16 protein-coding genes and 1 tRNA gene are annotated in these 26,491 nt (G+C 46.1%); 7 read left to right on the top strand and 10 right to left on the bottom strand.

What is annotated here, in order from left to right; genetic code table 11:
* The first annotated feature begins 9 nt into the window (after window positions 1-9).
* The 4 genes from QUA71_RS20175 to QUA71_RS20160 all read left to right on the top strand — a co-directional run bounded on the left by QUA71_RS20175 (window position 10) and on the right by QUA71_RS20160 (window position 10,460).
* Window positions 10-5,802: a PAS domain S-box protein gene (locus tag QUA71_RS20175; protein ID WP_333287693.1), complete on the top strand. Its 5,793-nt coding sequence runs from the start codon at window positions 10-12 to the stop codon at window positions 5,800-5,802.
* A gap of 246 nt (window positions 5,803-6,048) precedes the next feature.
* The gene (locus tag QUA71_RS20170; protein ID WP_333287691.1) at window positions 6,049-8,910 is read left to right on the top strand and encodes a hybrid sensor histidine kinase/response regulator; all 2,862 of its coding nucleotides are present in this window, start codon (window positions 6,049-6,051) and stop codon (window positions 8,908-8,910) included.
* A 230-nt stretch (window positions 8,911-9,140) separates the two neighbouring features.
* Complete coding sequence (locus QUA71_RS20165; RefSeq protein WP_333287689.1) at window positions 9,141-9,617, top strand: chemotaxis protein CheW; 477 nt, start codon at window positions 9,141-9,143, stop codon at window positions 9,615-9,617.
* Between the two features lie 66 nt (window positions 9,618-9,683).
* Window positions 9,684-10,460 (top strand): pentapeptide repeat-containing protein, encoded by a 777-nt coding sequence (locus QUA71_RS20160; protein WP_190736023.1) that lies wholly within the window; start codon window positions 9,684-9,686, stop codon window positions 10,458-10,460.
* 235 nt (window positions 10,461-10,695) lie between these two features.
* Here the strand turns inward: QUA71_RS20160 and urtE are convergent, their stop codons facing one another.
* The 6 genes from urtE to urtA all read right to left on the bottom strand — a co-directional run bounded on the left by urtE (window position 10,696) and on the right by urtA (window position 17,294).
* The gene (gene urtE / locus QUA71_RS20155) at window positions 10,696-11,394 is read right to left on the bottom strand and encodes an urea ABC transporter ATP-binding subunit UrtE (protein WP_333287687.1); all 699 of its coding nucleotides are present in this window, start codon (window positions 11,392-11,394) and stop codon (window positions 10,696-10,698) included.
* A 139-nt stretch (window positions 11,395-11,533) separates the two neighbouring features.
* Complete coding sequence (gene urtD / locus QUA71_RS20150) at window positions 11,534-12,280, bottom strand: urea ABC transporter ATP-binding protein UrtD (protein ID WP_333287685.1); 747 nt, start codon at window positions 12,278-12,280, stop codon at window positions 11,534-11,536.
* Between the two features lie 135 nt (window positions 12,281-12,415).
* Complete coding sequence (locus tag QUA71_RS20145; RefSeq protein WP_333220064.1) at window positions 12,416-13,138, bottom strand: TIGR00266 family protein; 723 nt, start codon at window positions 13,136-13,138, stop codon at window positions 12,416-12,418.
* A gap of 186 nt (window positions 13,139-13,324) precedes the next feature.
* On the bottom strand, window positions 13,325-14,467 hold the full coding sequence (gene urtC, locus QUA71_RS20140) for an urea ABC transporter permease subunit UrtC (protein WP_333287683.1): 1,143 nt from the start codon (window positions 14,465-14,467) through the stop codon (window positions 13,325-13,327).
* Window positions 14,468-14,494: 27 nt separating this feature from the next.
* A complete protein-coding gene (gene urtB, locus QUA71_RS20135; protein ID WP_333287681.1) occupies window positions 14,495-15,649 on the bottom strand; it encodes an urea ABC transporter permease subunit UrtB in 1,155 nt (384 codons plus the stop codon).
* 325 nt (window positions 15,650-15,974) lie between these two features.
* The gene (gene urtA / locus QUA71_RS20130; RefSeq protein ID WP_333287679.1) at window positions 15,975-17,294 is read right to left on the bottom strand and encodes an urea ABC transporter substrate-binding protein; all 1,320 of its coding nucleotides are present in this window, start codon (window positions 17,292-17,294) and stop codon (window positions 15,975-15,977) included.
* A 737-nt stretch (window positions 17,295-18,031) separates the two neighbouring features.
* Here urtA and QUA71_RS29330 point away from each other — a divergent pair.
* The 3 genes from QUA71_RS29330 to QUA71_RS20115 all read left to right on the top strand — a co-directional run bounded on the left by QUA71_RS29330 (window position 18,032) and on the right by QUA71_RS20115 (window position 21,452).
* The gene (locus QUA71_RS29330) at window positions 18,032-18,241 is read left to right on the top strand and encodes a 7-cyano-7-deazaguanine synthase (RefSeq protein ID WP_445243807.1); all 210 of its coding nucleotides are present in this window, start codon (window positions 18,032-18,034) and stop codon (window positions 18,239-18,241) included.
* 342 nt (window positions 18,242-18,583) lie between these two features.
* On the top strand, window positions 18,584-19,384 hold the full coding sequence (locus QUA71_RS20120; protein WP_333287677.1) for a PhnD/SsuA/transferrin family substrate-binding protein: 801 nt from the start codon (window positions 18,584-18,586) through the stop codon (window positions 19,382-19,384).
* A 148-nt stretch (window positions 19,385-19,532) separates the two neighbouring features.
* Window positions 19,533-21,452, top strand: a complete 1,920-nt coding sequence (locus tag QUA71_RS20115) for an ATP-binding protein (RefSeq protein WP_333287675.1) — start codon at window positions 19,533-19,535, stop codon at window positions 21,450-21,452.
* Between the two features lie 68 nt (window positions 21,453-21,520).
* On the opposite strand, the gene QUA71_RS20110 is transcribed toward QUA71_RS20115, so the two are convergent.
* The 4 genes from QUA71_RS20110 to QUA71_RS20095 form a co-directional block, all read right to left on the bottom strand.
* Window positions 21,521-21,593 (bottom strand) — tRNA-Ala (locus QUA71_RS20110).
* A gap of 120 nt (window positions 21,594-21,713) precedes the next feature.
* A complete protein-coding gene (locus QUA71_RS20105) occupies window positions 21,714-22,442 on the bottom strand; it encodes an HAD family phosphatase (RefSeq protein ID WP_333287673.1) in 729 nt (242 codons plus the stop codon).
* Window positions 22,443-22,506: 64 nt separating this feature from the next.
* The gene (locus QUA71_RS20100; RefSeq protein ID WP_333287672.1) at window positions 22,507-23,406 is read right to left on the bottom strand and encodes a methyltransferase domain-containing protein; all 900 of its coding nucleotides are present in this window, start codon (window positions 23,404-23,406) and stop codon (window positions 22,507-22,509) included.
* A 246-nt stretch (window positions 23,407-23,652) separates the two neighbouring features.
* Entirely contained in the window at window positions 23,653-26,217 is a 2,565-nt protein-coding gene (locus QUA71_RS20095) for an ATP-binding protein (protein ID WP_333287670.1), read from the bottom strand.
* Window positions 26,218-26,491 lie beyond the last annotated feature (274 nt).

The raw sequence follows: 26,491 nt of genomic DNA, 5'->3' as shown, positions 1-26,491 counted from the left end.
CTTAATTTTATGATCGAAATTCTCTATACCTGGATCGCAACGACTTTAACCCTGACGTTGCCTGACTTCTCCCCATCGCTGCTAGCTGGGGCTGCTAATGTCATCATTTCTGGATGTTACTTTGCCATCGCTTGGCTAATCAGCTTAGCTATGTGGCGAAACCGGCAATTCGGGTTCGACATCTTCGCCACAGTCTCAGCAGGCATATTTTGGACCTGCGCTTTCGGCCACAGCGGCCACGCTGCCGAATACCTAGGACTGCCGCACTCTGCGGTGGTGCAAACTGTGTTCGATTGGATCACTGTAATTGCGGCGATCTCTTTTTTGAGTTTGTCCAACCGCTACGGCTTTTTAGTAGGTTCCACCCGCATCCTTAACGCTAAAAAACAAACAGAACAAGCGCTGAGCGAAACAACCCAGCGATTTCACGCAATCTTCGACCAAGCTTTTCAAGCGATCGCATTATTGGAGGCAGACGGTACTCTGATCGAAGCCAATCAGACAGCGCTAAAATTGGGCGATTTCCCAGCATCAGAAGTGCAGGGGCTGAAATTTTGGCTGACACCAGGGTGGGCATCATCCCCAACCAACCAGCAGCGCCTAAAAACGAATATTCAACAAGTTTCTGCCGGAAATTTTGTCCGGGAAGAATACGAAATCACCGGAGCTAACAACCAGGTAACAGTAATTGACTTGTCGTTTAAGCCGCTGTTAAATGCAACAGGAGAAGTATTTCAAATCCTCGCAGAAGGCCGGGAGATTACCAAGCGCAAACAGGCAGAAGCCGCATTGCAGCAGCTAAGCGCAGAACTAGAGCAGCGAGTGAATGAAAGAACCGAGCAGATCCTGCAAACTAACGCACAATTGGAACAGGAAATTCTCGATCGCACCGCAGCCCAAGAGCAATTAAAAACCTCAGAACTATTCTTAAACAACATCCTCAACAGCATCCCCGACCCGATTTATGTCAAAGACCAACAGCACCGCTGGATTATATTAAATGATGCCTTTTGTCAATACATAGGTCACAGCAGAGAAGAACTAATTGGCAAATCTTACGACCAGTTTTTGCCCAAAGAGGAAGCCCAGAGATATCGAGAAAAAGACGAATTAGTTTTCTTGACAAATACCAGCAGCGAAATCCAAAAAACCCTCATAGACCCAGCAGGAAACACCCGCTTTCTCTCCGCCAAAAAATCTACATTTGTAGATACCGACGGCAGGAAATTTCTCGTTTCCGCGATGAGAGATATCACCAAGCGCGTGCAAATGGAAGAACAACTGCGGCAGACGCTCGCTGAAGTAGAAAGCTCCCAAAACTTGCTGCGGACAGTCATTGACGCTACGCCAGACTGCATATTTGTCAAAGATCGAAACTCGCGCTATACCCTAGTCAATGCAAGTTTCGCCACTGCCTTCGGCAAAACTCAAGCAGAAATTATCGGCAAAGACGACGCAGAAATAGGCATATCGGTCGATCGAATTTTTGGCAACTTCCAGGCCCAAACCGATTCCCAGAACCAAATCCAAAACTTTCGGGCAGACAACCATCTCGCCCCGAACTCCAACGACTCAGCAACCTTAGCCGACGGCAAAGTACACACCTTCGACACGCTGAAATTGCCTCTCAAAGACGCAGAAGGCAACACTTTAGGAATGCTCGGCTTGGCACGCGACATCACACAGCGCCGCAAATCTGAACAAGAACTATTGCGGTTCAAAGCAATTTTAGAAACCACAACAGATTGGGTAGGCATCGCCGACTCCCAACAGCGCACCATTTATCTCAACCGCGCAGCCAGAGAAATGTTGAGAGTTGGCGAAAACGCAGATTTAGCCGGATTCAGCATTTCCGACCTGACATCGCCCAAAAGTATCGACACTCTTATCAACGTCGGCATCCCCGCAGCTTGCCGGGAGGGAACCTGGAGCGGCGAGGCAACGTGGCGAACTTTAGACGGCCAAGAAATACCAGTTTCTCAAGTAATTATTGCTAACAAATCCGAGAAGGGAGAAATTGAATTTCTGTCAACGATCGCCCGCAACATTACAGAAAGCAAGCGCACAGAAGAAGCCTTGCAGCAGAACTTGCAAATGCTCGATCTGGCAAGCGACGCCTTGATCGTTCGGGATATGGACGGCACGATTAATTATTGGAATCAGGGAGCCGAACGGATGTACGGCTGGACAAAAAAAGAAGCCTTGGGGAAACTCACCCATATTCTATTGCACAGCATTTTTCCCCAGCCTTTAGCAGCTATAGTGGCACAGTTAGAAGAGCAGGATTATTGGGAAGGAGAAATAATTCACACCACCAATTATGACACCAAAATTACCGTATTCAGTCGCTGGAATTTGCAGCGAAACGAACAGGGAAAACCGAAAGCAATTTTAGAAACTAACAACGATATTACGGAGCGCAAGCAAGCCGAAATCGAAAAGCAAAGATTGATTTCTATCGTAGAAAACAGCTCGGATTTTATCGGCACGGCAACCATGGAGGGACAGGGAACATACCTGAATGCCGCTGGACTTAAACAAGTAGGATTGCAAAATATTGAACAAGTCAAAAGCAAAAGTATGTATGACTTCTTCTCAGTAGAAGATGCTAAGATTTTCAAAGAAGAAATCGTGCCGGCTACTGTACGAGACGGTTTTTGGCAGGGTGAATTCCGCTTGAGGAACTTTCAAACCGGCCAAGACTTTCCGGTTGACTTTACCCTATTTACAGTCAAAAACCCAGAAACCGACGAGCCTATGGGGTTCGCAACAGTTACTCGCGACATCAGCGATCGCAAACGCGCAGAAGAGATGCTGCGCGATCGCGAAAGACTGTTCCGAGCCATTTTCGACCAATCGTTCCAATTCATAGGTCTGCTCAAACCGGACGGCACCGTTTTGGAAGCCAACCAAACAGCCCTCGCCGCCGCAGGCCTGCGGAGCGAAGAAATAATAGGCACTCCGTTTTCTGAAACCCCGTGGTGGCAGATTTCCCCGGAAACCAAGCAACAGATACGAGAAGCGATCGCCCTCGCCGCAGCCGGCGAGGTAGTCCGTTACGAAGTGGATGTGCTAGTTGCCAACGGTGCAGTGGCGACCGTTGACTTCTCCATCAAACCCATTACAGACGAGAGCGGCAAAGTCTTGATGCTAATTCCAGAAGGCCGCGACATCAGCGATCGCAAAGCCCTAGAACGAGAATTAGTTGTGCGTCAAACCCGCTTTGACGCATTTTTCAAAGCCGCCCCGGCCTCAATGTTTATTTTTGACGAGCAGTTGCGCTTCGTGCAAGTCAACGATAAATTAGCGGAAACCACCGGCCCCTCAGTGGCCGAACACCTCGGTAAGACGGTGAGGGAAGTTGTACCCGAAATGGTCGATACCCTACAGCCGATGTTGCAGCAAGTTCTCGTCACCAACCAACCGTTGTTAAACGTTGAAATGTCTGGCTCAACCTTAAACCAACCGGGCGTCGTGCGAGATTGGCTAGCATCATACTTTCCTTTGCCGGGAGCTGACGGCAAACCCATCGGTGTCGGGGGTGTGGTGATCGAAATTACCGAGCGCAAAAAAGCAGAAGAAGAGCGCGATCGATTTTTTACCCTTTCCCTAGACTTGGTTTGTATTATAGGTTTTGAAGGCAAATTCAAGCGCATCAATCCCTCTTGGGAAAAAACACTCGGCTACAAGACGCATGAACTTGAAGACAACTATTATATCGATTTAGTCCATCCAGACGATCGCGAATCAACCATAGAACAAGCGGAAAAAGTAGCCAGCGGCGCCGAATTAAAGTCTTATGAAAATCGCTACCGCTGCAAAGACGGTTCCTACAGGTGGCTGTCGTGGAAAGTGCGACCTGTAACCGAACTAAAGCTCATGTATGCAGTGGCTCGCGACGTTACCGAAAGTAAACAGGCGATGGTGCAACTGGAAAAAACAACAGCCCAATTAGCCAGTTCCGAAGCGCAATTTCGCCAGCAAAGCAATCTCTTGCAACTGCTAATAAACAGCATTGGCGACGGCATAATTGCTGCCGACGAAAAAGGCAATTTTGTTTTGTTCAACCCCGCCGCCGAAGATATGTTTGGCAGGGGTGCGACAGATGCTCTTCCCAATGAATGGTCAGCAAGATACGGTTTATTTTTGCCCGATACCGTAACTCCCTATCCCCCAGCCGACATACCTTTAGCGCGCACGGTTCGAGGAGAAGCCGTGGACGACCTAGACCTTTTTACCCGCCACGCAGGCAACCCAGAGGGTCTGTGGGTGAAAGTTAACGGCCGGCCACTCAAAGACGAAACGGGGGCGCTTAAAGGCGGCGTAGTCGTTTGCCGCAACGTCACCGAACAAAGAGCATCCCAGGAGCGAATGCAGCAGTTGGCCGAGACACAGGAACGCTTGCTGCAAGAACTAAAAACTCGGCAAAATGCCCTAGACGAAGCTGCGATCGTCAGCGAAACTGATGTCCAAGGCGTCATTACCTACGTCAACGACAGATTTATTGAAATCTCCGGTTACAACATAGGAGAACTCCTGCACCGCAACCACCGCCTCGTCAATTCCGGCTACCATCCCAAATCATTTTTTGAAGAAATGTGGGTGACAATTTCTCGCGGTTTGGTGTGGAAAGGGGAAGTCAAAAACCGGCGCAAAGATGGCTCGTTTTATTGGGTAGATTCGACGATCTCTCCCATTTTTGATACCACCGGCACAATAGTTAAATATATCGCCATTCGCTTTGACATCACCGAGCGCAAAGAAGCAGAAGAACGACTAGAAAAATTGGCAGCCGAACGTAAAGCTGAAGCTGATTCTCTGACGCAGCAAGTCCTTAAATTGTTGGGAGAAATTAAAGGCGCAGCTCAAGGTGACTTGACAGTCAGGGCAGAAGTGACTAACGATGTTTTAGGCGCTGTCGCCGACTCTTTCAACTTCTTAATCGGTTCTCTGCGGAAAGTGGTAACGGGAATTCAAACTTTAGCCGAACAGGTAACATCTGCCACCGACGAGTCAATTAACAATACCAGTCAACTCACCCAACAGGCAGAAATTCAAGCAGCAAAAATATCTGCCATCATGCGCGAAATCGAGCGGATTGTGAATTCGATCCGCGACGTGCGAGATGTTTCGGTGCGGGCGGAAACAGTGGCTCAGCAGTCTTCTCAAACGGCTGAAGTCGGCGGTATGGCCGTCGATCGAGCTGTCGAAGGCATTAACGGGCTCCGGTTGACGATCGCCTCTACCTCAAAAATGATGAAGCGTTTGGGCGAATCTTCGCAGCAAATTGGCAAAATTGTGACTTCGATTTCTCAACTTGCTTCGCAAACTAATTTATTAGCTCTGAATGCTACTATTGAGGCGGCGCGAGCCGGCGAACAAGGTTTAGGCTTTGCAGTTGTTGCCGAAGAAGTGCGGAAATTAGCAGAAAGATCCGCCGGCGCTACTGAGGAAATCTCGGAAATTGTCGGTACAATTCAAGAAGAAATCAGCCGCGTGATGAAGGCAATGGAATCCGGGACGCTGGAGGTAGTGGAAGGCACTAAGCTGGCAAGCGAAGCTAAAACTCACCTCAATGCCATCATCGAAGTTAGTCGAGAAATGAATGCTTTGGTGCAGAATATTACTATCGCATCTGCCAAGCAAACTGTTTCGGCTGAGGGAATTGCTAACAGTATGCAGCAAGTCAACGAGATTGCTAACACGACTGCACAAAAAGGTGCGGATGTCAAAGCATCTTTGGACGAGCTGTCTGGTTCTCTGGGCCAATTGCAAAAGTCGGTGGCGAATTTCCGCAGTTAGTTCAGTTGACAGTTGACAGTTGACTGTTGACTGTTAACAGTTGACAGTTGACTGTTATACGAATCACTAATAACTATGGTTGTTGTCGGGGCGGGTTGACAAATATCCTGAATGCGAATTTATAGATAATCGTGAACCAACCCTGACAACAATTACAGTTAAATAACGGCACATATTATATATATAAACTGGCAACAGACAACAAACAACAGTTAACTGTCAACAGACAACAGACAACAAATTAATATGAATGATGACGATTTAAACGAATTAATAGATGCTTTTACGGCAGAATGCGAAGAGTTTCTGCAGTCGATGGAGGCGAACCTACTGGCGATGGAATCTGCGGGTTTGAAAGAGCGACAAGCGGCAGTTAAAGAAATGTTTCGGGCGGCTCACTCGATTAAAGGTGCGGGTTCGATGTTGGGCTTTCAAAACGTGTCTGTCGCAGCTCACACCCTGGAGGACTGTTTTGTCATTTTGCGCGATCGCACAGACTTGTCGGCTCTGGAACCGACTACTGTGAGTGTTTTGCTGCAGGGGGTGGATGCTCTCAAAAAGATTACGATCGAATCAGTTCAACATTCCGATGTCACAACTCCAGATCAAACGGAAAACTTGGAGGCGATCGCCCAAATTTTCGCTGAGTTCCAGGCCAAGTACGGCAAGTCAGAACAGTCGCCCGTCCCCGCAGTCAGCCAATCTGCCGCCCCGGAAACCCTGAAACAGATTTTTGAACACCAAGTGCCGGCACTCTTCAATCGCCTAGAAACCGAGCTTTCCCAAGCTTCCGAGGCAGATTTGGCAAAAAGCGTCACCGCCCTCAACCAGGTTTACTACCAACTTTCCGGTTTGGCTGGAATGCTGCTATTGCCGGAATTTGGGGAAATCGCCGCAGCCCTCAGGGCTTTGATCGACTCTCCCGACTTGACTCTACAACGGTTGCAATCCGAGGGTTGGGCGATCGCCCAAAACTTGCACATCGCACGCCAACAAATATTGGAAGGAAGGGCGATCGACCTCCCCAAAATCTCCCCCTCCCCGACTCCCCCCGACTCCCCCCGACTCCCCGACTCCCCGACTCCCCCGGAAATTTCCCCCTCCCCCTCCCCGACTCCCCCGGAAATCTCCCCCTCCCCCTCCCCGACTGTCCCCCCCTCCTCGACTCTCCCAGTCCCCAACCCGCAAAGGCCGACAATCCGGGTAGACTTAGAACGCTTAACTGAATTGGTGAATCTAGTCGGGGAATTAGTAATCAACCGTACAAATTTAGAACTTCAAGAATCCGAACTGCGCGGCGAAGTCAAGCGCATCCGCCGCAATATCGTAGATTTGAGCCAATTCGGCGGTCAGTTGCGAGAAGAATACGACAGACTCAGCTTTGCAGAGTGGAGGGGGGAAAACGGGAACTCTGGATTGGGAAAACTTGCAGCAGCAGAAACAGAATTCCCAACGATCGCTAACGGCAAATCCTCTCCGGCCCATGCTCACTTCGATATCTTAGAGATGGATCGTTATACAGAGTTCCACTCGACAGCCGCAGAAGTCATCGAAACTGCCCAAGCAATTTCTCACTCCGCCACCAAATTAGACACCTTAGCGATGAAATTCGAGCGCAGTACCGACCAACTGCGCCGCATTACCGAACAACTACGCAGCCGCGTCATGCAGTTGCGAGTCGTGAGTTTCAGTCGCGCCGTCGATCACTTGCCCAGAGCCCTGCGGGAGATGTGCCTCACATACGATAAGGAAGTCAACCTGCTGCTAGTGGGAAGAGATACCAAAATTGACGAAAGTTTGCTCGATGCTTTGCGCGACCCCTTAATACACTTAGTGAGAAACGCTTTCGACCACGGCATCGAAATGCCCGAAGTTCGGAAAGCAAGCGGCAAGCCGGCCAGCGGTCAAATAGAAATAGAAGCCCGCCACCAAGGCGGCCAAACGATTATTACTGTCGCCGATGACGGCAGAGGCATTGACCCGGAAATGATTCGCCGTAAAGTTGTCACAAAGGGTTTGGCTACGGAGGAACAAGCTCAAGAATTTTCCATTACCGAACTCTACGATTTTCTGTTTTGGCCGGGTTTCAGCACTACAGAAGGGGTCAGCGACCTTTCGGGGCGGGGAGTGGGGCTCGACGTGGTGCGAACAAATTTGCGGACTGTGCGGGGGAGTGTGAAGGTAGACTCTCGCCTCGGAAAAGGTACGAGTTTTATTATCAAACTGCCGCTGCTGCTGTCGATTACTGATGCACTGATGGTGAAGACAGATCACAATAAAATAGCAGTGCCGCTGGATGCAGTCGAGGAAATTCTCCACATTAAAGCCTCGGAAGTTCACATCGCCGGCAATCAGCCGATGCTGTGGTGGCGGGAGGAATTTATTCGTTTGGTGAGGATGCAAGATTTGCTCGAATACAGCGTCGTCGGGCCGGATGCCCCCTCTCCTGACCCTTTGACCCAAGACGAAATTCCTGTCCTGGTTTTGGCTTCTACCGAAGGAATGCTGGCGGTGGCCGTGGAACGGCTGATCGGTCAGCAGGAAATAGTGGTTAAACCTTTGCCGCCGCCTCTATCCAAGCCTCGCGGCGTTTTGGGGACTACGATTTTGGGGGACGGGCGCGTGGTGAATATTCTGGATGTGGACGATTTGGTTGGCCAACCTGGGGTAAATAGTTCGATCGCCGCTGTCTCCGGTAAAGTGCAGGAGATACCGCCGAGTTCGAGTCAGTCACCGCAGATTTTGGTAGTGGATGATTCCTATACAATTCGCCAGTTGCTGTCTATGACGCTGACTCGTGCTCGCTACCGGGTGGTACAGGCTAAAGACGGTGTGGATGCCCTGGAAAAGTTGCAAAATGGTCTTGATTGCAGTTTGGCGATCGTCGATATTGAAATGCCCCGGATGGATGGATTTGAATTGTTGCGAGCGATCAGATCGACCGAGCGCTTTGCTAAGATTCCCGTAGCCATGCTGACATCCCGTAGCGGGGAAAAACATCGGCAAATGGCAATGGAATTAGGCGCAAATCAATACTTCACCAAACCTTACAGCGAAGCCCAACTTTTACAAGCTATTCCCAAATTAATCCACCAATCAATAATTTAATTCACAATCTAAAATTTCCAATCAAATAATCCCTAATCTCAAACACAAGTTAGGAAAAAAGTAATTGATCACGCGAATTATAGAGGAAAGATACGCAGCCGACTCACCTACTAAAATCCAATAATTTTCAATTCCCAATCACATAATCTTCAATCTTCAATAAAATAATCTTCACTCTTCAATAAAATAATTCTAAAATCTAAAATCTAAAATCTAAAATCTAAAATCCAATGACTCACGCCAATTACAATCGCCGATTTCGGAGCAAGAAACAAGCCACTGTTAGAATTGCCCCTCAAAAATTTGTTTCCTTTGAACTAGGAAATATTTACTATGCTGTTCCTATTGAACGAGTGGAGCGCATTGTTAAAAACTTTAATGCCTACGGTATTTTACCTAACGGTAATAGTTTATTGCGGCATCAAGAAGAACTGATTACGATAATTAATTTATCTACAATATTTCCCAGCAGTCCGAGCTTTGCTGAGTGCAAATACCTGATTATTTGTACCTTAAATAAAAGCGATCGGTTGGGGATTCCCATTCCTGATATGCCAAAAATTTTGGAAATTACCGAAGAAAGCTTCTGCGAAATTCCCGAATTGTACCGTCAACAGCAACTGCCTTCGGTAATAGAAAAGTTAATTCGCGCACCTGATGGTTCCGAAGTTTTTTATCTGAATTTCGATCTACTTAGCGAAATGTAGGGTGTTCACTTTTCGAGGTATTATACCAGATGAATGGTATTTATGCAAACAAAAACTTATTGATTTATGAAAAAACTCACAATCATGTCGATCGCCCTACTAATTTTTGCAGGAACTCTCGAACTGCCGAAGGTGGGGCTACAACTAAGTGCGATCGGGCAAATAGAAACACCCCAACCAATCCCAACACCCCAACCAATCCAAACACCCCAACCCCTCCAAACACCCCAACCAATCCCAACCCCCCAACCAATCCCAACACCCCAACCACAAACGCCCCAACCACAAACACCCCAACCAATCCAAGCACCCCAACCAATCCAAACACCCCAACCAATCCAAACACCCCAACCAAAAGCAAACGACCCCACAAAACTCGGCTACGTCTCCCCAGAATTTGCCGAAAATTTCTCCCAGCAACAAATCGACCAAATCAACGCCAACGTCGAAATGCTGCTGCTAACTCAAAGCTGCTCCCGCTGCGACCTCCGAGCCGTAAAATTAGTTAACATTAACTTAAAAAATCCCATCCTTACAGGAGCAGATTTATCAGATGCCAACCTCAGCGGTAGTCGCTTCGAGATCTCAGATTTTGTCAACACCAATCTAGCTCGCACAAACTTAAGCGGAGCCGAATTAGTGGGAGCGAGAATCAGCAACGCTAACCTCAGAAAAGCTAACTTGACAAAGACAAATTTAGACGGTGCAGACCTGCGATTTTCCGACTTGAGAGATGCCAATCTTTCCGATGCCAACCTCCGCAATGCTAATATAGATGGCGCTAGTATCGATCGAGCAAGTATGGCCGGCACCACAATGCCCGACGGCCGAAAAAATCAATAATATAGTCTCGTTTGCGACGCGATTGAAATCGCTTCTTGTCCCACAAAGTGGGGATGGTGCCCGAACGGAATCCCTTGTTCCCAGGCTCTGCCTGGGAATAAATAGCTAGAGGCTCTGCCTCGTTGCCTCGTTGCCTCGTTTCCTGCTTCCCTCTTCCCTCTTCCTTCTTCCCTCTTCCTTCTTCCTTCCATCCGTTACATCCGTTACAGAATCCGTTGCCGAACTTCCTTCTGAATCAAACAGCCAAAAACCTCTGAATCACCTCATCACTTAATTCGCTAGTGCTTCCAGAAGCCACAATGCCGCCTTTTTGCATAGCATAATACCAGTCAGCTTGCCGCACAAAATGCAAATGTTGCTCCACCAACAAAACAGAAATTCCCCTAGTAGCAACTACGCGGCGCACGGCAGCTTCAATATCTAAAATAATCGACGGCTGAATCCCTTCCGTAGGTTCATCCAAAACCAGCAACTGCGGCTCACCCATCAAAGCCCTAGCAATAGCTAACTGCTGCTGCTGTCCCCCGCTCAAATCACCTCCCAGGCGATCGAGCATAGTTTTCAAAACCGGAAATAACTCAAAAATTTCATCAGGAATTTCAGGATTTTTGATTTTGGTTGGTTTCGCTTCCAAACCCAACAATAGATTTTCTTTCACCGTCAAACGTGGAATAATTTCACGCCCTTGAGGCACATAACCAATGCCTAATCTAGCCCGCTGGTGAGTCAACTTAGAAGCAATAGATTCTCCGCCAAAAGCAATAGTGCCACTGCGCGGTTGCAGCAACCCCATAATCGTTTTTAGCATAGTAGTTTTGCCCACACCATTGCGGCCGATCAAGCAAACCATTTGCCCCGCCATGACGCTTAAATCGACATCGCGCAAAATGTGACTTTCGCCGTAGTAAACATTCAAATTAGAGACTTGTAGCATAGTTTTTAATTGGTAATTGGGTCTGGGAATTAGTAGCAACTAACAAATAACTTCTTCCTTCTTCCTTCTTCCTGATATCCGTTACATCCGTTACATCCGTTACATCCGTTACAGAATCCGTTGCCGAACTTCCTTCTTCTTACTCTTCCGGTTTGCCCAAATATACCTCAATTACCCGATCGTCATTTTGCACCTCATCCATAGTCCCCTCACACAAAACCGCACCCTGATGCAACACCGTCACCTGCCGCGCAATTTGCCGCACAAACTCCATATCGTGTTCAATTACCAACACCGAATGACTTTCCGCCAGCGAAATTAGCAACTCTCCAGTTAACATCGTTTCCTCATCCGTCAAACCCGCCACAGGTTCATCTACCAACAACAAATCAGGAGATTGAGCCACCAACATTCCAATTTCCAACCATTGCTTTTCCCCGTGAGAAAGCAAACCAGCCGAAATATCAGCTTTAGCAACTAAACCAATTGTTTCTAACAAACCGGAAACCGTGCGTTTTTCAGCAGCAGAAGCAGGCTTAAACAAAGTTGAAAAAACATTTTTATGGCGGCTGCAAGACAATTCCAAATTTTCGCGTGGCGTTAAATTTAAGTAAACTCGCGGTGTCTGAAACTTGCGACCAATTCCCAAGCGCGAAATCCTATCTTCCGACAAGTTGCGTAAATTTTGTCCCTTAAATAATACCCTGCCCTCTGTCGGCTGCACCTTCCCGGTAATTGAATCGAGAAAAGTTGTTTTGCCCGCACCATTGGGACCAATAATAACTCGCAGTTCGCCCGCATCCATGCTGAAATTTAAACCGTTTATGGCTTTAAAACCATCAAAACTAACAGTCAAGTTTTCTATTTCTAAGACTTTTCCATTCATAATTAACAATTCACTCACTAATGAACAACAACCCATACCTCTTGTAGGTGTGGTCGGCAAATATCCTCCCTTCTTAAGGAGATTTTTGGCCCTTCTCTGACACCATACTTACTACTTTTTGCTGGCAGTTTACTCTCAAGTAAAACTGCTAGAACTGCTCGACAGTGGAGATGGAGCGGCAGCCATAATTCGCTCAGCTAATTTCGAGAGCGGCAGACTTTGCAAATACACTTTTCCAGGCCCGGTTAGCTTGACTAAAAATAAGCCTTCGCCGCCAAATAGAGCATTTTTAAACCCGCCCACAAACTGAATATCGTAATCTACAGTCGGCGCAAAAGCTACCAAACAACCAGTGTCCGCCCGCAACACTTCGCCAACTCCCAAATTTTTCTCAACTATTGTTCCTCCCGCATGAACAAAAGCTAGCCCGTCACCCTGCAATTTTTGCAGGATAAAACCTTCTCCGCCAAAGAAACCGGCACCCAGCCGCTTGGTGAATGCTACCTCAATTTCAATGCCGTTTGCTGCACAGAGAAATGAGTCTTTTTGACACAAAAATTTACCGCCAAGTTGGCCTAAATCTAGGGGAATTACTTTACCCGGATAGGGCGCGGCAAAAGCGACGCGGGCCTTACGATTGCCGGCGTTGACAAAGGTGGTAATGAAAAAACCCGCTCCTGTCAGCATCCGTTTGAAACCTTGAAATAAGCCGCCGCCTGTGGATGTTTGCATTTGGATGTCGCCTTCCATGTATGTCATGGTTCCAGCTTCAGCCCTGACGCCTTCTTTGGGGTCGAGTTCAATCTCGATGAGTTGCAAATCGTCGCCGTAGATTTTGTAGTCAATAATATCTGCCATATGTTGACCCTCAAGTTAAAGAACGAAGCTGTTTGCTAGGGATATCTAAGTAGGTGGACATATATATTGCGTCTCCTTCGAGAGAAACGCAGCTTTTCCCAATTCTATTGTGATTGCTTTGTTTGTCTCTTGCAAGTGAAATTGATTTATTTCCACCTACTTATAAATTACACGATATTTTTGCACTCAATGTTCAAGTTCTTCTTTTTCGAGCTGCACTTGGGGGTCTTGTTCCAGGCTGGGGTAAGTAGATACATACTTCGGTTTTCTGAACAGGGCGCGGATGTGGTCGAAACTTTGATCTTGCAGCCATCCGACTATGCCGTCGGGCAGGACTGTTACTACTATTAAGAATAGCGCGCCTTGGAAAAATAGCCACACTTCGGGAAATTGTTCGCTCAAGAAACTCTTGCCAAAGTTGACTAGCAACGCTCCCAGTATTGCTCCCGATAATGTGGCGCGACCTCCCACTGCGACCCAGATTACCATTTCAATTGAAAAGGCAATATCCATTGCTTTTGGCGAAATGATTCCGGTTTGTACGGTAAATAATGCGCCTGCAATCCCGGCTAAGCCGGCGGAAATTGCAAAGACTAAAACTTTGTAGCCTGTGGGATTGTAACCTGAGAAACGCAGGCGCACTTCGTCGTCGCGAATGGCAACTAGCAGGCGGCCGAAACGCCCGCTGGTCAGCCATCGGCAGAGGGCGTAAGTTGCGGCTAGAAATAGTAGGGTGAGAATGTAGAAAATATATTGAGTATCTCGGTCATTGACTGTGGCTCCGAACAGGGTTTTAAAGTCGGTGAGTCCGTTAGTGCCGTTAATCAGTTTTTGCTGACCGTTAAAGAAGTTGAAAAATACAATGGTTGCTGCTTGGGTAAGAATTGAAAAGTAAACGCCTCGAATTCGATTGCGGAATACTAAATAACCTAAAAGTGCGCCCAAGATGGCGGGGATGAGAACTACTGCTAATGCTGAGAAGGGAAATGAATAAAATGGTTGCCAAAACCAGGGGAGTTCGGTAACGCCGTAGAGGTTCATAAATTCTGGCAATTGACTGCTGGCGGTTGGGGGAATTTGCAGTTTTAGGTGCATGGCGAAAGCGTAGCCACCGATCGCAAAAAATACGCCGTGTCCGAGACTCAGCAAACCGGTGTATCCCCAAATCAAGTCTATGCCGAGGGCTGCAATTGCTAGTGCTAAAAATCGCCCCAATTGATTGAGCCGAACGTCGGGGAGTATTCCTGGGATGAGCAATATGAATGTGAGGGCGATCGCGCTGACAATTGCCGCTTCTTTTAACCAGGGTTTTTGATGTGTTTTCTGCATTTTTCGCTACACTCGCAGTTATAATTTTTAATTTTCTACTGTCCGCCCTTTTTGCGGGAAAATCCCTCCCGGCTTCACTTGCAGAAAAGCCATAATTAAGGCGAATACCATCACTTTTGCCATGCTGGTTGTGGCGAAAAATGTGAAGAAGTCGGCTAAAGGCTTGACAGGAGCGAATATTATTGCTAAGGTTCCCGAACCGATCAGGTAATTTGCAGTGCCGATCGCGATCGCAGCAACTACACTCCCCACAATCTTGCCGACACCGCCCACAACCACCACCATAAAGGTATCGACTATATAATTTTGTCCGGTATTTGACCCTACCGAACCGATCAAACTAATCGCGCACCCAGCCACACCTGCCAACCCCGAACCCAAAGCAAAAGTCAGCGCGTCAACTTGTTCGGTAGGAATTCCCAAACACGCACTCATGCTGCGATTTTGCGTCACGGATCTAATCCGCAATCCCCACACAGACTTTTGCAAAAATAGGTAAATTCCCGCCAAACAAATTCCCGTCAGGACAATAATAAAAATTCGGGCGTAGGGCAACTGAAAATTGCCCAGCGGTATGCCGCCCCGCAACCATTTCGGTGCAGTTACGTCCACATTTTGAGCGCCAAACCAAGGTTGAGTTACTGCCAGTTTGTAAGTTTGCCCTAAAAAGGCGCTCGCCGCCCAGGAAATAGCCAAAGATAAAGGCAAAATTATGGCGATAATTTTGCTGCGAATGCGATCGAAATCCAGGCGAGATTTCAGCACCCGCAAACCGCCAAAAAACAGCACACAAAACACCGCAAGCCCAATTACCAGCACCCAACTAACGCTGCGGACAAACTGCTGCAAAATTAAACTTACGCCCCAAGTTGCCAGCAGAGTTTCTAGCGGCCGCCCGTAAAGATAGCGAATCACTCCGCGTTCGAGAATTAATCCTACCAATGCAGCCACTAAAAAAGCTAGGGGAATCGCAAATAAAATGTATGTTTCAAACGCAAATCCTCCCATACCTTTGAAGACATTTTGCACCACAAAAGTTGTATAAGCCCCCAGCATCATCAACTCGCCATGAGCCATATTAATTACGCCCATCAGCCCGAAAATAATCGCTAATCCCAGGGCTGCAATTAGTAAAACGGCGCCGATGCTAATGCCGTTAAATAAACCATCTAATATCGCCAATTTTGTTACTCCTGCATCAAGTCGGTTAACTTTGTTCGCGGATAATTAGGGGCGGATTTTACCCCCTTGGTGTCAACTTAAGCGTCAATTTTTCTATAAATTATGCTTAGAGTGAGTATCTCGATTCCCCTAAACCCCCCTTAATAAGGGAGACTTTGAAGACTCAAGTTCCCCTTTATGAAGGGGGACTTTGAAGACTCCTGTTGCCCTTTATTAAGGGGAGTAGGGGGTGACGCAAGAACGCTCTTGTCCGCCCTTAATAAAAGGAGCGTAGGGAGATAAAAGATACCTTGCCAACCTTAAAAAAATTGGTATTACCTACTTATCAAGCTTGGAATTTGCCACCTTTGGCGGGGTCTGACCAATCGCAAGAAAAGCCTTTTGTTTCAGCGACAAATTGATTCCAAGGCACCGGCTTCACTGCTGCTGGTGTAGCAAAAGCGATGTCAAACAAACCGTCTTCTCTCACTTCGCCCAAGCGCACAAATTTAGAAAGGTGATGGTTAACATCCATCGTTACTGTGCCCCCTGGCGCGTCAAAGGTTTGACCCAAAGCTGCTGCCCGCACTTTTTCCAAATCGTCGGCTGTCCCGGCTTTTTCGACGGCTTGCTTCCACAGGTAAACCATGATGTAGGCTGCTTCCATCGGGTCGTTAGTCACTCTATCGTTGCCGTATTTTGCTTTGAAAGCTTGCACAAATTTTGTATTAGCCGGAGATTCCACAGTCATGAAGTAATTCCAGGCGGCGTAATGGCCTTTAAGATATTCTACGCCGATCGCCTTTACTTCTTCTTCAGCAATACTGACAGACATTGACGGATATTTGTCCGGCCCCAAACCTGCACCCTGCAACTGTTTGAAAAATGCTACGTTGCTGTCGCCGTTGAGGGAATTGAAAATGACACCCCCGTCTGGCAAAGCGGCCTTAATTTTAGTAATAATTGGCGTGACTTCTGTCCCGCCCAAAGGAATGTAATCTTCCCCAACTAATTCGCCGCCTTTGGCTGCTAGCTGTGCCTTGATAATGGTATTTGCCGTGCGGGGGAAAACGTAGTCAGACCCGACTAAGAAGAATTTTTTGCCTTTATTTTCTAGCAGCCAGTCAACTGCTGGTTCGATTTGCTGGTTCGGCGCAGCCCCGGTGTAGAAAATGTTCTTGGAACACTCTTGACCCTCGTATTGTACGGGATACCAGAGCATATGATTTTTTTCTTCAAATACTGGCAATACTGCTTTGCGGCTGGCGGATGTCCAGCAGCCGAAGACGGCGACAACTTTATCTTGGTCGATCAATTTTTTGGCTTTTTCGGCAAAAGTCGGCCAGTCTGAGTTGCCATCTTCTATTACTGCTTCGATTTGTTTTCCGAGGACACCCCCAGCTTTATTAATTTCTTCTATCGCTAATTGTTCGGCATCGACAACGCTTTTTTCGCTGATTGACATCGTGCCGCTCAAGGAATGCAAAATTCCTACTTTGATCGTGTTTCCGCCCCCGGCTGCTGCTGGTGTATTTCCTGTTGATGTGGGAGAAGCGGCGGGAGTTGTTGTTGGAGTTGGAGTTCTACAAGCTTTGAGAAATAAACTTGATGTTAGGGTAGCAGAACTGTATAAAATAAATTTCCGCCGATCGAATCGCTTTGTCATTTTTTCTTGTTACTCTTGAATAGATGAGTCAGATGATTGAGAATAATAACACATAGCGACTTGATATTAAGACTCCCTTAATAAGAGAGTTGTATTTTTGGATACAAAATTTATTATTAAGTAAATTAAAGTTTAAAGACAATTTTCGACAATTTACAGTACAGTATCTCAAAACGGGTGGCGATCGCACTGCGCTTTGAGTACGATCACACTTGTGTAAATCACCCTGATTGTCGAATAACAAATTATTTGTCGCTTTAAAAAATTAATGCCGTATCGCTCCTAGGAGCTGAAGTCCTTGCTAGATAGGGATTGTAGCAGCTTTTTTCAGCAAAAAAGTACAGCAGTGATTTTAACACGCTCGTTGTCGCTATTTAAACTTTTCAGAAATTCTGTGTTGCTTCTTAAAAAACGGAGCTGGCAAAAATTAGGGCAGCGTCTAACAAATTAAGCATAGTTTTTTGAAAAAACAGCTTAGAGTGTTGATTATAAAATCAAATTGCTCTGGAGGCGTGCTCGTGATAGGGGATTGTACCCGATCGATCCATCTCCGTTGAGGCGATCGCTCCCTTGAAAACGGTTACAGGACACCCAGACGCTTTTTTGGCGCGATCGCACCCTCGATCAAATGTCCGAAAACATCCCCATCACCTACGTTCCCACTCGCCATACAATTTTCGTATACAATTTCCCTAAGTTTTGCCCTCGCCTAGGCCGAAAGTCTCAACGCCGATCGCATTTGCATTTGCGTCAACGCTTTAGACTATTCCGGCTATCGAGACTGTCGCCCCGATTATATTCAAGCCATACAACAAGTATTGCGGTTAGGGACAAGACAAGGAAGAGAAGGCGAAGCAATTTCTATCTCAACACCGCTGATTGAGCTAAACAAGACAGAAATCATTAAATTAGGCAATAATTGGAGAGTGCCTTCGGAAAAAACTTAGTCTTATGACACCGACGGTGAGGTTGCTTGTGGCGTTTGCGATTCCTGTCACTTACCACGGGCAGCGTTTAAGCAGTTAGGTTTACAATATCCGCTGCCTTACGCTGCTAACCCAAACACCGATCAAAAATTTTCTTAAAGATTTTTCCGCACTGGAGTTTAACCAATGGATAATCTCTTTTAATCAAAGCTTATTCCAAATAGCTTATAATAGTTATGAAATTTTCAACTGCCACTAAAATTCCTAAAAATTATGAAGAGGCGGCCTTTTGTTGGGTTCTCCCTATTGTTTGTAGCAAGCTGTTCTACAACAGTAAGTCAATCTAATCGCAGTTTTTCCAATTTGGCCGTCAGTGAACCAGAAACCCTTGAATTTGCCGTAACTGATATTCAGGGAGCAGAAGATTTACAACAAAATTATCAAGCATTTCGGACTGTTATTGGGGAAGTTTTGGAGAAAAAAATTGAATTTTTCCCGGTAGATAACTATATAGAAGCAGCCGTAGCTCTCCAGTCGGGTCAGCTAAAATTAGCTCTAACAGGGCCATCTGAATATGTGATTATGCGGGCCCGGACAAATGCTGTTCCCATCATTGCCATCACCCGCCCCAACTATCACTCGCTTATTCTTGTTCCTGCCAATAGCGAGATTAAGTCCCTAGCACAGTTGAAAGGTAAAACAATAGGTATGTGGGAAGTAGGTGCCACTGGCGGTCATCTAGGGCCGATTAAAATTCTCATGGATGCTGGCTTAAATCCCCAATCCGACTTCCAAATCTCAATGTTGGGAAAAAAGGGTTTGCAAGCTATTAAAAAACAACAAGTTGATGCATTAGGAATTGGTTTGAATAGATACAAAGATCTGCTAAAAATAGACGGTTTATCAACCAATGATTTTCGGATTATTGCCACAGGGCTACCCTTACCTAGTGACTTGTTTGTTGCTAGTAGCAACCTGCCTAATACACTTGTGGAAAAAATCCGCACTCGCTTGGTAGAAAATCAAGACAAAATAATTGAAGCCATTTTAGTTGGGAAAGCTAATGATAAGTATCAAGGAGCTAAACTGGTGCCAGCAAACGACAGTGATTATAACATGATTCGTGAAGCTTATAAAGCCATTGGTCAGGGTAATGTCTTGTAATATTAAATTTTATTTAATACCGAATTTGTAGTACAGCTTTAGTCCTTAATCCCTAAACTATAGGGAATATAGCCCCTACTACGAATAAGAGACTTTATTTATGTGCATTTACTAATAAAATTCTTAAAATTTAGCTCAGGTTGCTAGTATGCAAAAATTTGAACAGGGAGAAAATAAGGCGGTAAAATTCCCCAATCTTACCCTAAATAGACGGAAAAATAAAGCCGCTGTCACAGAAGGCGATACGGAAGGCGATCGCCACATCAAAAATTCTATCAAAAAAACTCCCTTGACTGCCATTAACCGCTTCATTTCTGGCTTAAGCATTGCAAAAAAAATTACTTATGGCTACTCGCTAGCAATTGGAATAGCCGTACTAGGAACCACAGGAGGAATGCTCTGTGGAGACTATTACCAAAAGCAAGCTTTCCAAGCTCTAACCTTCGCTGATGAGCAACAACATTTGCTCAGCGATTTAGAATATTCCGTGCAAGCAGTGCAGTCACATCCCAAACGCTTAATCTCAGTTTTGGGAGATTCAATCTGGTTTGAATATGAAACTGCTAAGTTCTTGAAAGATGTGGATGTAGTCAAAAAACATATTGCAGAACTAGCTTTTTTTACGGAAGAACATTCCACAGAATTAGCAGTTAATTCTTCTGAATTAAAGGAACTGTTAAACGGTTATACAACTGCGACAGATTCGTATTCTCAATTGCTCAAATCTTTTTGGCAAGAAATAGCTCCCTCCTCACTAAAACCAGAGGAAGTTGAAGATGCACAGCAGCAAGTATTGGATTTAATTAGAGGGGATAAAGCAGTTAAGCTCGATGTGAAGTTTGAGCGGCTGTCAGAGAGTTTGAGCTTGATGACACAAGTAGCTAAGGCACAGCAGGGACAAGCTTACATTAATTTTAATAGAGCTGAGGAATTGCGAGTGCAAATCATCGTAGTGAGTATGTTAGTGTCAGTCGCGATCGCTATTTTTCTAGCCATCTGTACCAGCCGCGCGATCGCCCTTCCTCTCCAAGCGGTAACGAGGGTTGCTAAAACTATTACTCAACAAGCAAATTTTGATTTGCAAGTACCTGTTACCACAGAAGATGAAGTGGGCACCTTAGCCAAATCCATCAATCAATTAGTTGAATGGGTAGCAGAATACACCCATGAATTAGAACAGGCTCGCCAAACTTTGGAAGAGCGAGTAGAACAAAGAACAGAAGAACTTACAGCAGCCCTTTACGAACTCAAACACACCCAAACCCAGTTAATTCAAACCGAAAAAATGTCCAGTTTAGGTCAGATGGTGGCAGGGGTAGCCCATGAAATAAACAACCCTGTTAACTTTATTCACGGCAATCTAGAATATGCTAGCGAGTATATTATAAATTTGCTAAATTTACTTAGTCTCTATCAGCAGGAATACCCGCAACCAACAGAGGCGATCGCAGAAGAAATCGCAGAGATAGAACTAGACTTTCTCAGAGAAGATTTACTAAAACTGCTTGACTCTATGAAAATCGGTTCAGAACGCATCAGGCAAATAGTTTTGTCTTTGCGAAACTTCTCTCGTTTAGATGAAGCTCAAATGAAATTAGTTGATATCCATGAAGGCATTGACAATACACTATTGATTTTGAGCAGCCGCCTCAAGCAGGGAATTGAAGTTGTCAAAAACTATGGAGAATTGCCCGAAATAGAGTGTTATCCAGCGCAGCTAAATCAAGTATTTATGAATATTATAGTAAATGCGATAGATGCACTAGAAGAGTCATCGCATAACTCTAAAAAAGGTAAAAATCCTCAGATTTTCATTCAGACACAAAAGTTGGACAGTAGCCAAATTCTGGTGCGAATTAGCGATAACGGCCCTGGCATTTCACTCGCGATCCAAAGCAAGCTATTTGACCCATTTTTTACAACTAAAGCACCAGGAAAAGGCACTGGTATTGGCCTCGCGATTTGCTACCAGATTGTGGAAAAACATCGGGGTAAAATAGAGGTAATTTCATCTTTGGGAGGGGGAGCAGAGTTTGCGATCGCACTCCCCGCCTCCTCTCAAACTTGAAGCTAGGTATTGTCTATTATGAGGACATTAATGTGTTAACAACGACAAATAATTTCTAATTCGACATATGGAGAATAGCGGACTCGAACCGCTGGCCTCTGCGGTGCGATCGCAGCGCTCTACCAACTGAGCTAATTCCCCTGATTGAGTTTTAATTTAGCATTTTAGATGCGGGATTGCCGAATCTAAAAGGCTTACAGGTCTTGCTTGCTCTCACGTTCGCAGACCGTCACCTACACTAGCACGTAACTGCTAAAAAGGTCAAGTTTTTTCTGCAGCCGACTCAGTGGGAGCGATCGAGCAAACTTGCGCCACTCTGTCCAACTCTAAATCAGCAAAATAGTCCACCGTCCAATTGGCTTGGCGCTGGATCATGTGAAACGGGTAAGTGTGAGTCACACCCGCTACCTGAATCCCCGCTTTTTTCGCCGCTTCAATCCCCGCAAAAGTATCTTCTAGCGCCAAACACTCGATCGGTTGCAGGTTAAATTCGGGATATTTCTGGTTGAGAAGTTCCACAGCCAATAGATAGCCGTCGGGTGCTGGTTTGCTCGCCGTCAAGTCGTCGCCTGCGACAATGAACTCAAAGTTTGCTGCCAAACCGGCCCGATGTAACACCAATTCTATCTCCGATCGCATTGCCCCGCTAACTACGGCCATTTTTAGTCCGGCGACCCGAATTTTGTCAATAAATTCTGCCAAACCCGGATAAATCGGCACTTTCTCCAAAGTATCTATTTGAGCTTTGTAAGCTTGGGCCTTGCGCTGCTGCAGTCGCTCAAGATATGTTTCTGTCAGAAATCGTCCCCGGCGCTCTAGCAGTGCGGTAATGCAAGCGCAATCGCTTTTTCCCAAACAAACTTCTCGAAACTCCCCACGTTTGAGCTGGAGATTTTCATCGAGCATCAATCGATCGATTATTTTCTCGTGAATCGGCTCGTCATTAACAATTACGCCATTAAAATCAAATAAAACTGCTTTTAGAGTCATTAGTCATGAGTCATTAGTCATTAGTTTGCTAACAGTTAACCATTAACAGACAACAGTTAATAGATCAAGCAGGAGCTGGAATGCCCGGTAAATCCCCATCAAAATCAGGAGTTCGATCGCCCAAATTCCACCCCCTTGCCACCTGCACCTGTTCCAAATCTTCCCCCGGCAAAGGTTTCACGCCCTGCGTCACCTGATTCGTCCACCAGTGTTCGTGAGTTTGCACCGCCGCGAATCCAGCCGCCCCCGCCCAAGCATCGAGGCTGCCAGCCGCGTAAGACTTAATATAAGGCTCCTCAAAGATATCAGTCAGCCACTCTGTCTGCCGCAAAGTTTTTTGGTTTCCGTCCAAAATTGCCACTTGTCCCCCAACCTTCAGCAGGCGGAAGCTTTCTCGCAAAATTGCCCGCGAGACAGCAGGCGGCGTCTCGTGAAACAGCAAGGAAGCTGCGACTAAATCGAAGCTGGCATCGCCAAAAGCAACGCTTTCGGCATTTCCGTGCAACCACTCGATATTTAAGCCGGCTTTTTGCGCTTTCATGTCGGCAACTACCAGCATATAAGGCGACAAATCCAGCCCGACAACTTCCGCTTCGGGAAAGGCTTGCTGGAGCATGAGCGTTGTCGAACCGGTGCCGCATCCCAAATCTATAATTCGGCGCGGTTTCACCCGCACAGCGTCAATTAAGCCTTGCCTGACGACTGTTTCGTGGGGAGGCAAAACATATTGCGTGATTGGATCGTAGGAAACGGCGGCACCGGGGTTGAGGTAGCCGCGTTTAATGCCGTGAAAGTTTTGGCTGGTGTAATATTCGGGATAAACTAAGTCGGGTTGTCGGTAGCGATCGCCCGCTGTTTCCCAGTCGATACCTTCGTAGAGTCGTTTCAGTGCTTGTTCGTCGATCGCCAGTCGAATCAGGGGCGACAAAAAGCGCTCGAAAATTGTATCCTTGCCAACAGCCATAAAACTCCTTTAACCAAAACTAAAACTCTTCTAATTTTAGCCAACGGTCGTAAGTTTAGCATTAATTAAAACTGTTGAGCCCCTCTTCTCTCTTCCCTGTATCCGTTACCGCCGTTACAAAATCCGTAGGCTTCCTTTCCCACTTCCTTCTTATACCTGTTTCAAAAATAAATGCAACTATAGGCAAGCTCCCAACATTATTTCATCAGTCATTACCCATTCTAAAATCTAAAATCTAAAATGGTATTACTTCCCGTTACTAATAGGAATTTTTACCAAAAACTCCGTCCCGCCGCCCGGAGGTTGAGAAATTTTGATGCTGCCGCCGTGTCCATCCACTACAATCTTGTAGCTAATTGCTAACCCCAAACCAGTGCCTTGGCCCACTGGTTTAGTAGTAAAAAATGGGTTATAAATTTTGTCTTTAACGCTGTCGGGAATGCCGGGGCCGTTGTCGGCGATCGCCACTTTCAGAAATTTACCGCCATTTTCGCGAACTACTCCCGTGGAAATTGTAATGATTTTATCTAGGCGATCGATCTCGTTCAAGGCATCGATCGCATTGCTCAGCAAGTTCATAAAAACCTGATTGAGCTGAGACGGATAGCACTCGACTGAAGGCACTTTTCCGTATTTCTTGACTATATAAATTCTATTTTTGATGCGGTTGGAGAGCAACAGCAAGGTATTTTCTATACCTTCGTGAATATCCGCCTGCTTTTTGTCAGATTCATCAAGGCGAGAAAAGTTACGCAAAGAAAGAACGATGTTGCGAATGCGCTCGGTTCCTATTTTCATAGAATCCAATATATGCGGCAAATCTTCCTCGATAAAGTCTAACTCGATTTCTTCGGTAAAGTCTGCGATTTCCGGGGGGACTTCCGGGAACTTTTGTTTGTATAAACTCACCAATTCTAATAAATTTTTAGTATATTTGCTGGTGTGAGGTAAATTAGCCGAAATGAAGTTAACCGGGTTGTTGATTTCGTGCGCTATCCCAGCTACCATTTGACCTAGTGATGACATTTTTTCGCTCTGCACTAAATGAGTTTGAGTCTTTTTCAGTTCATTTAAGGCACTATTAAGAAGTTTTACTTGGTCTTGGGTTTGACTGTAAAGGTGAGCTTGAGTAATTGCGATCGCCAGTTGGTCGGCTACAGCTTTTAAGAGTTGGATTTCCTCCTTGCTCCAAAGCCAATGAGTAACGTGGCTGCAAATTAAATAACCCTGCGGCTGGTTCTGAGTATGGACAGGTACGGCTAAATAGCTATTAGCTTTAAAGTCGGGCGGTTGAGTTACACCCTCCGCCCAAGTGTCGCTCGAAAGAATAATTGGTTCGCCTTGAGCGCTCCGTACTAACACATTTTCGATCAAGTAAGGCTCAAAGTTTATGGCTTGTGTCCGAGAATCAGATGGGCAACATTCCCAGAGGATTTGTAACATTTTTTCTTGCGGTTTGTACCAACCAAAAGCCGCCCGTTCTAGGTGCAGCAAACTTGCTATTTCTTCGACTGTACTTTGCACAATTTGGTCTAATTCCAGGGAAGCGCGAATGCGTCCAGCAATCCGGTTGAGCATGGCTTCTCGCTCCGCTTGAGCGCGATTGTTTTCGGAGGAGTAAATTAGCCAAATGGCTGCTAGCATTGCCGGGACGAGCAGTCCGGCGACTACGGATGTCAGCAAATTTAATGCTTGCAGTTGGGATTCAATATTTTCGCGGGGAATTACTAAAGCCATCGACCAGTTAACTTCCTTGAGGGGAGCATAGGCCACATACACCCATTTATTATCTATTTTTACCAGTTCGATGTTCGTCTGGCGGTCGATCATCTGCCGCGCAATTGTGGAGAGTGCGGGGTCTTGTGACTGTAAAAAGCTTGGGGTCTCCCGGTCGATATTTCCGATTAAGTTACTGTTGGGATGAACAATTGGCACTCCTTGTGAATTGAGCGCAAAAGCATAACTGTCAGAACCGTACAGTAAGCTGTCAGCGACCGATGTTACTCGGTCTAATTTAATGCTGCCCGATAGGGTTCCAATTACTTTATTAGGAGCGGGGGGTAAGGCCCAAATAGGAGCTGAAATGATGATCGTCGGAACTTTTGTACTGCGGCCGATCAGCGGGTCGGAAACGTTGAGCTGCCCTGCCATTGCTTTTTTAAAGTGTTGGCGGTCTTTGTTGTTCGCGCGGTTGCCTAGAGTGTTGATAAACGAGCCGTCCGGTTGAGTTAATGACAGGATGAAATACTCTTTTAACCTGTATATTTCTCCTTGCAACCTGGGTTCGACTAATTTCCAATTGAGAGTGTTAACCGTAGGATCGTAAGCAAGGGTTTCTATTTCTGCTTTGCGAGTGCTGAGCCAGCGGTCGATTTCGTCAGTGCCTTTTTCTAGTTTTAATAGTGCTATTTGCTTTAAATTGTCGAGGATTAGCCCGCGCACAAAAAAATAGCTGATGCAAGCAGTTGTGCTAATGGTTAAAGCCGTGGTGGCCAGAATTAGCAGGGTCAGCAAATGGCGGCGCTGCCGTCTGTGCTGCCAAAGACTGTGCGCTTGCTGCCACCTTGATTGAGCAGAATTGGTGATGTTTTCCCAAAAGTGGCGCAGGTTTTTTGTTTGGTGTGGGGGCGCCGCAGACACAGATCCGGCTTGATTTGCTGGGTTTTGCATCATCAAATGTTCTCTCCGAATCAAATTCATCAAACGGTATTGGTCATTCGGCAGAATTAATATCAGGCAAGTCGTGAGACCACTTTCAGAAAATAATGCAACTGTAGGCCGGTGCTCCCGACCCTGGTAGTCATCAGTCATTCCGAATCTAAAATCTCAAATCTAAAATTTAAAATGGTATGACTTGCATTCCTGACTCCAAACAATTCTTATTCCGAGCGCACGATCGCCTTCTATTTTGGCATCAATTTTATATTTCGACCTTCGGTTTACCTACTTGAGGTTAGTGCTTTACGATATCTTTAATATCTATCTTGTTTGTATAACAAAATAATTGTAAATAACACAGAGAAAATACGGACTTTTTTAAATTAGCAATGTATTATAATGTATGGGAAAAACACTATTGACAATT

This window comes from Microcoleus sp. MON1_C5, from assembly GCF_036701875.1.
In the GTDB taxonomy this organism is placed as follows: domain Bacteria; phylum Cyanobacteriota; class Cyanobacteriia; order Cyanobacteriales; family Microcoleaceae; genus Microcoleus.
This window is presented reverse-complemented; position numbering and strand designations above follow the sequence as displayed.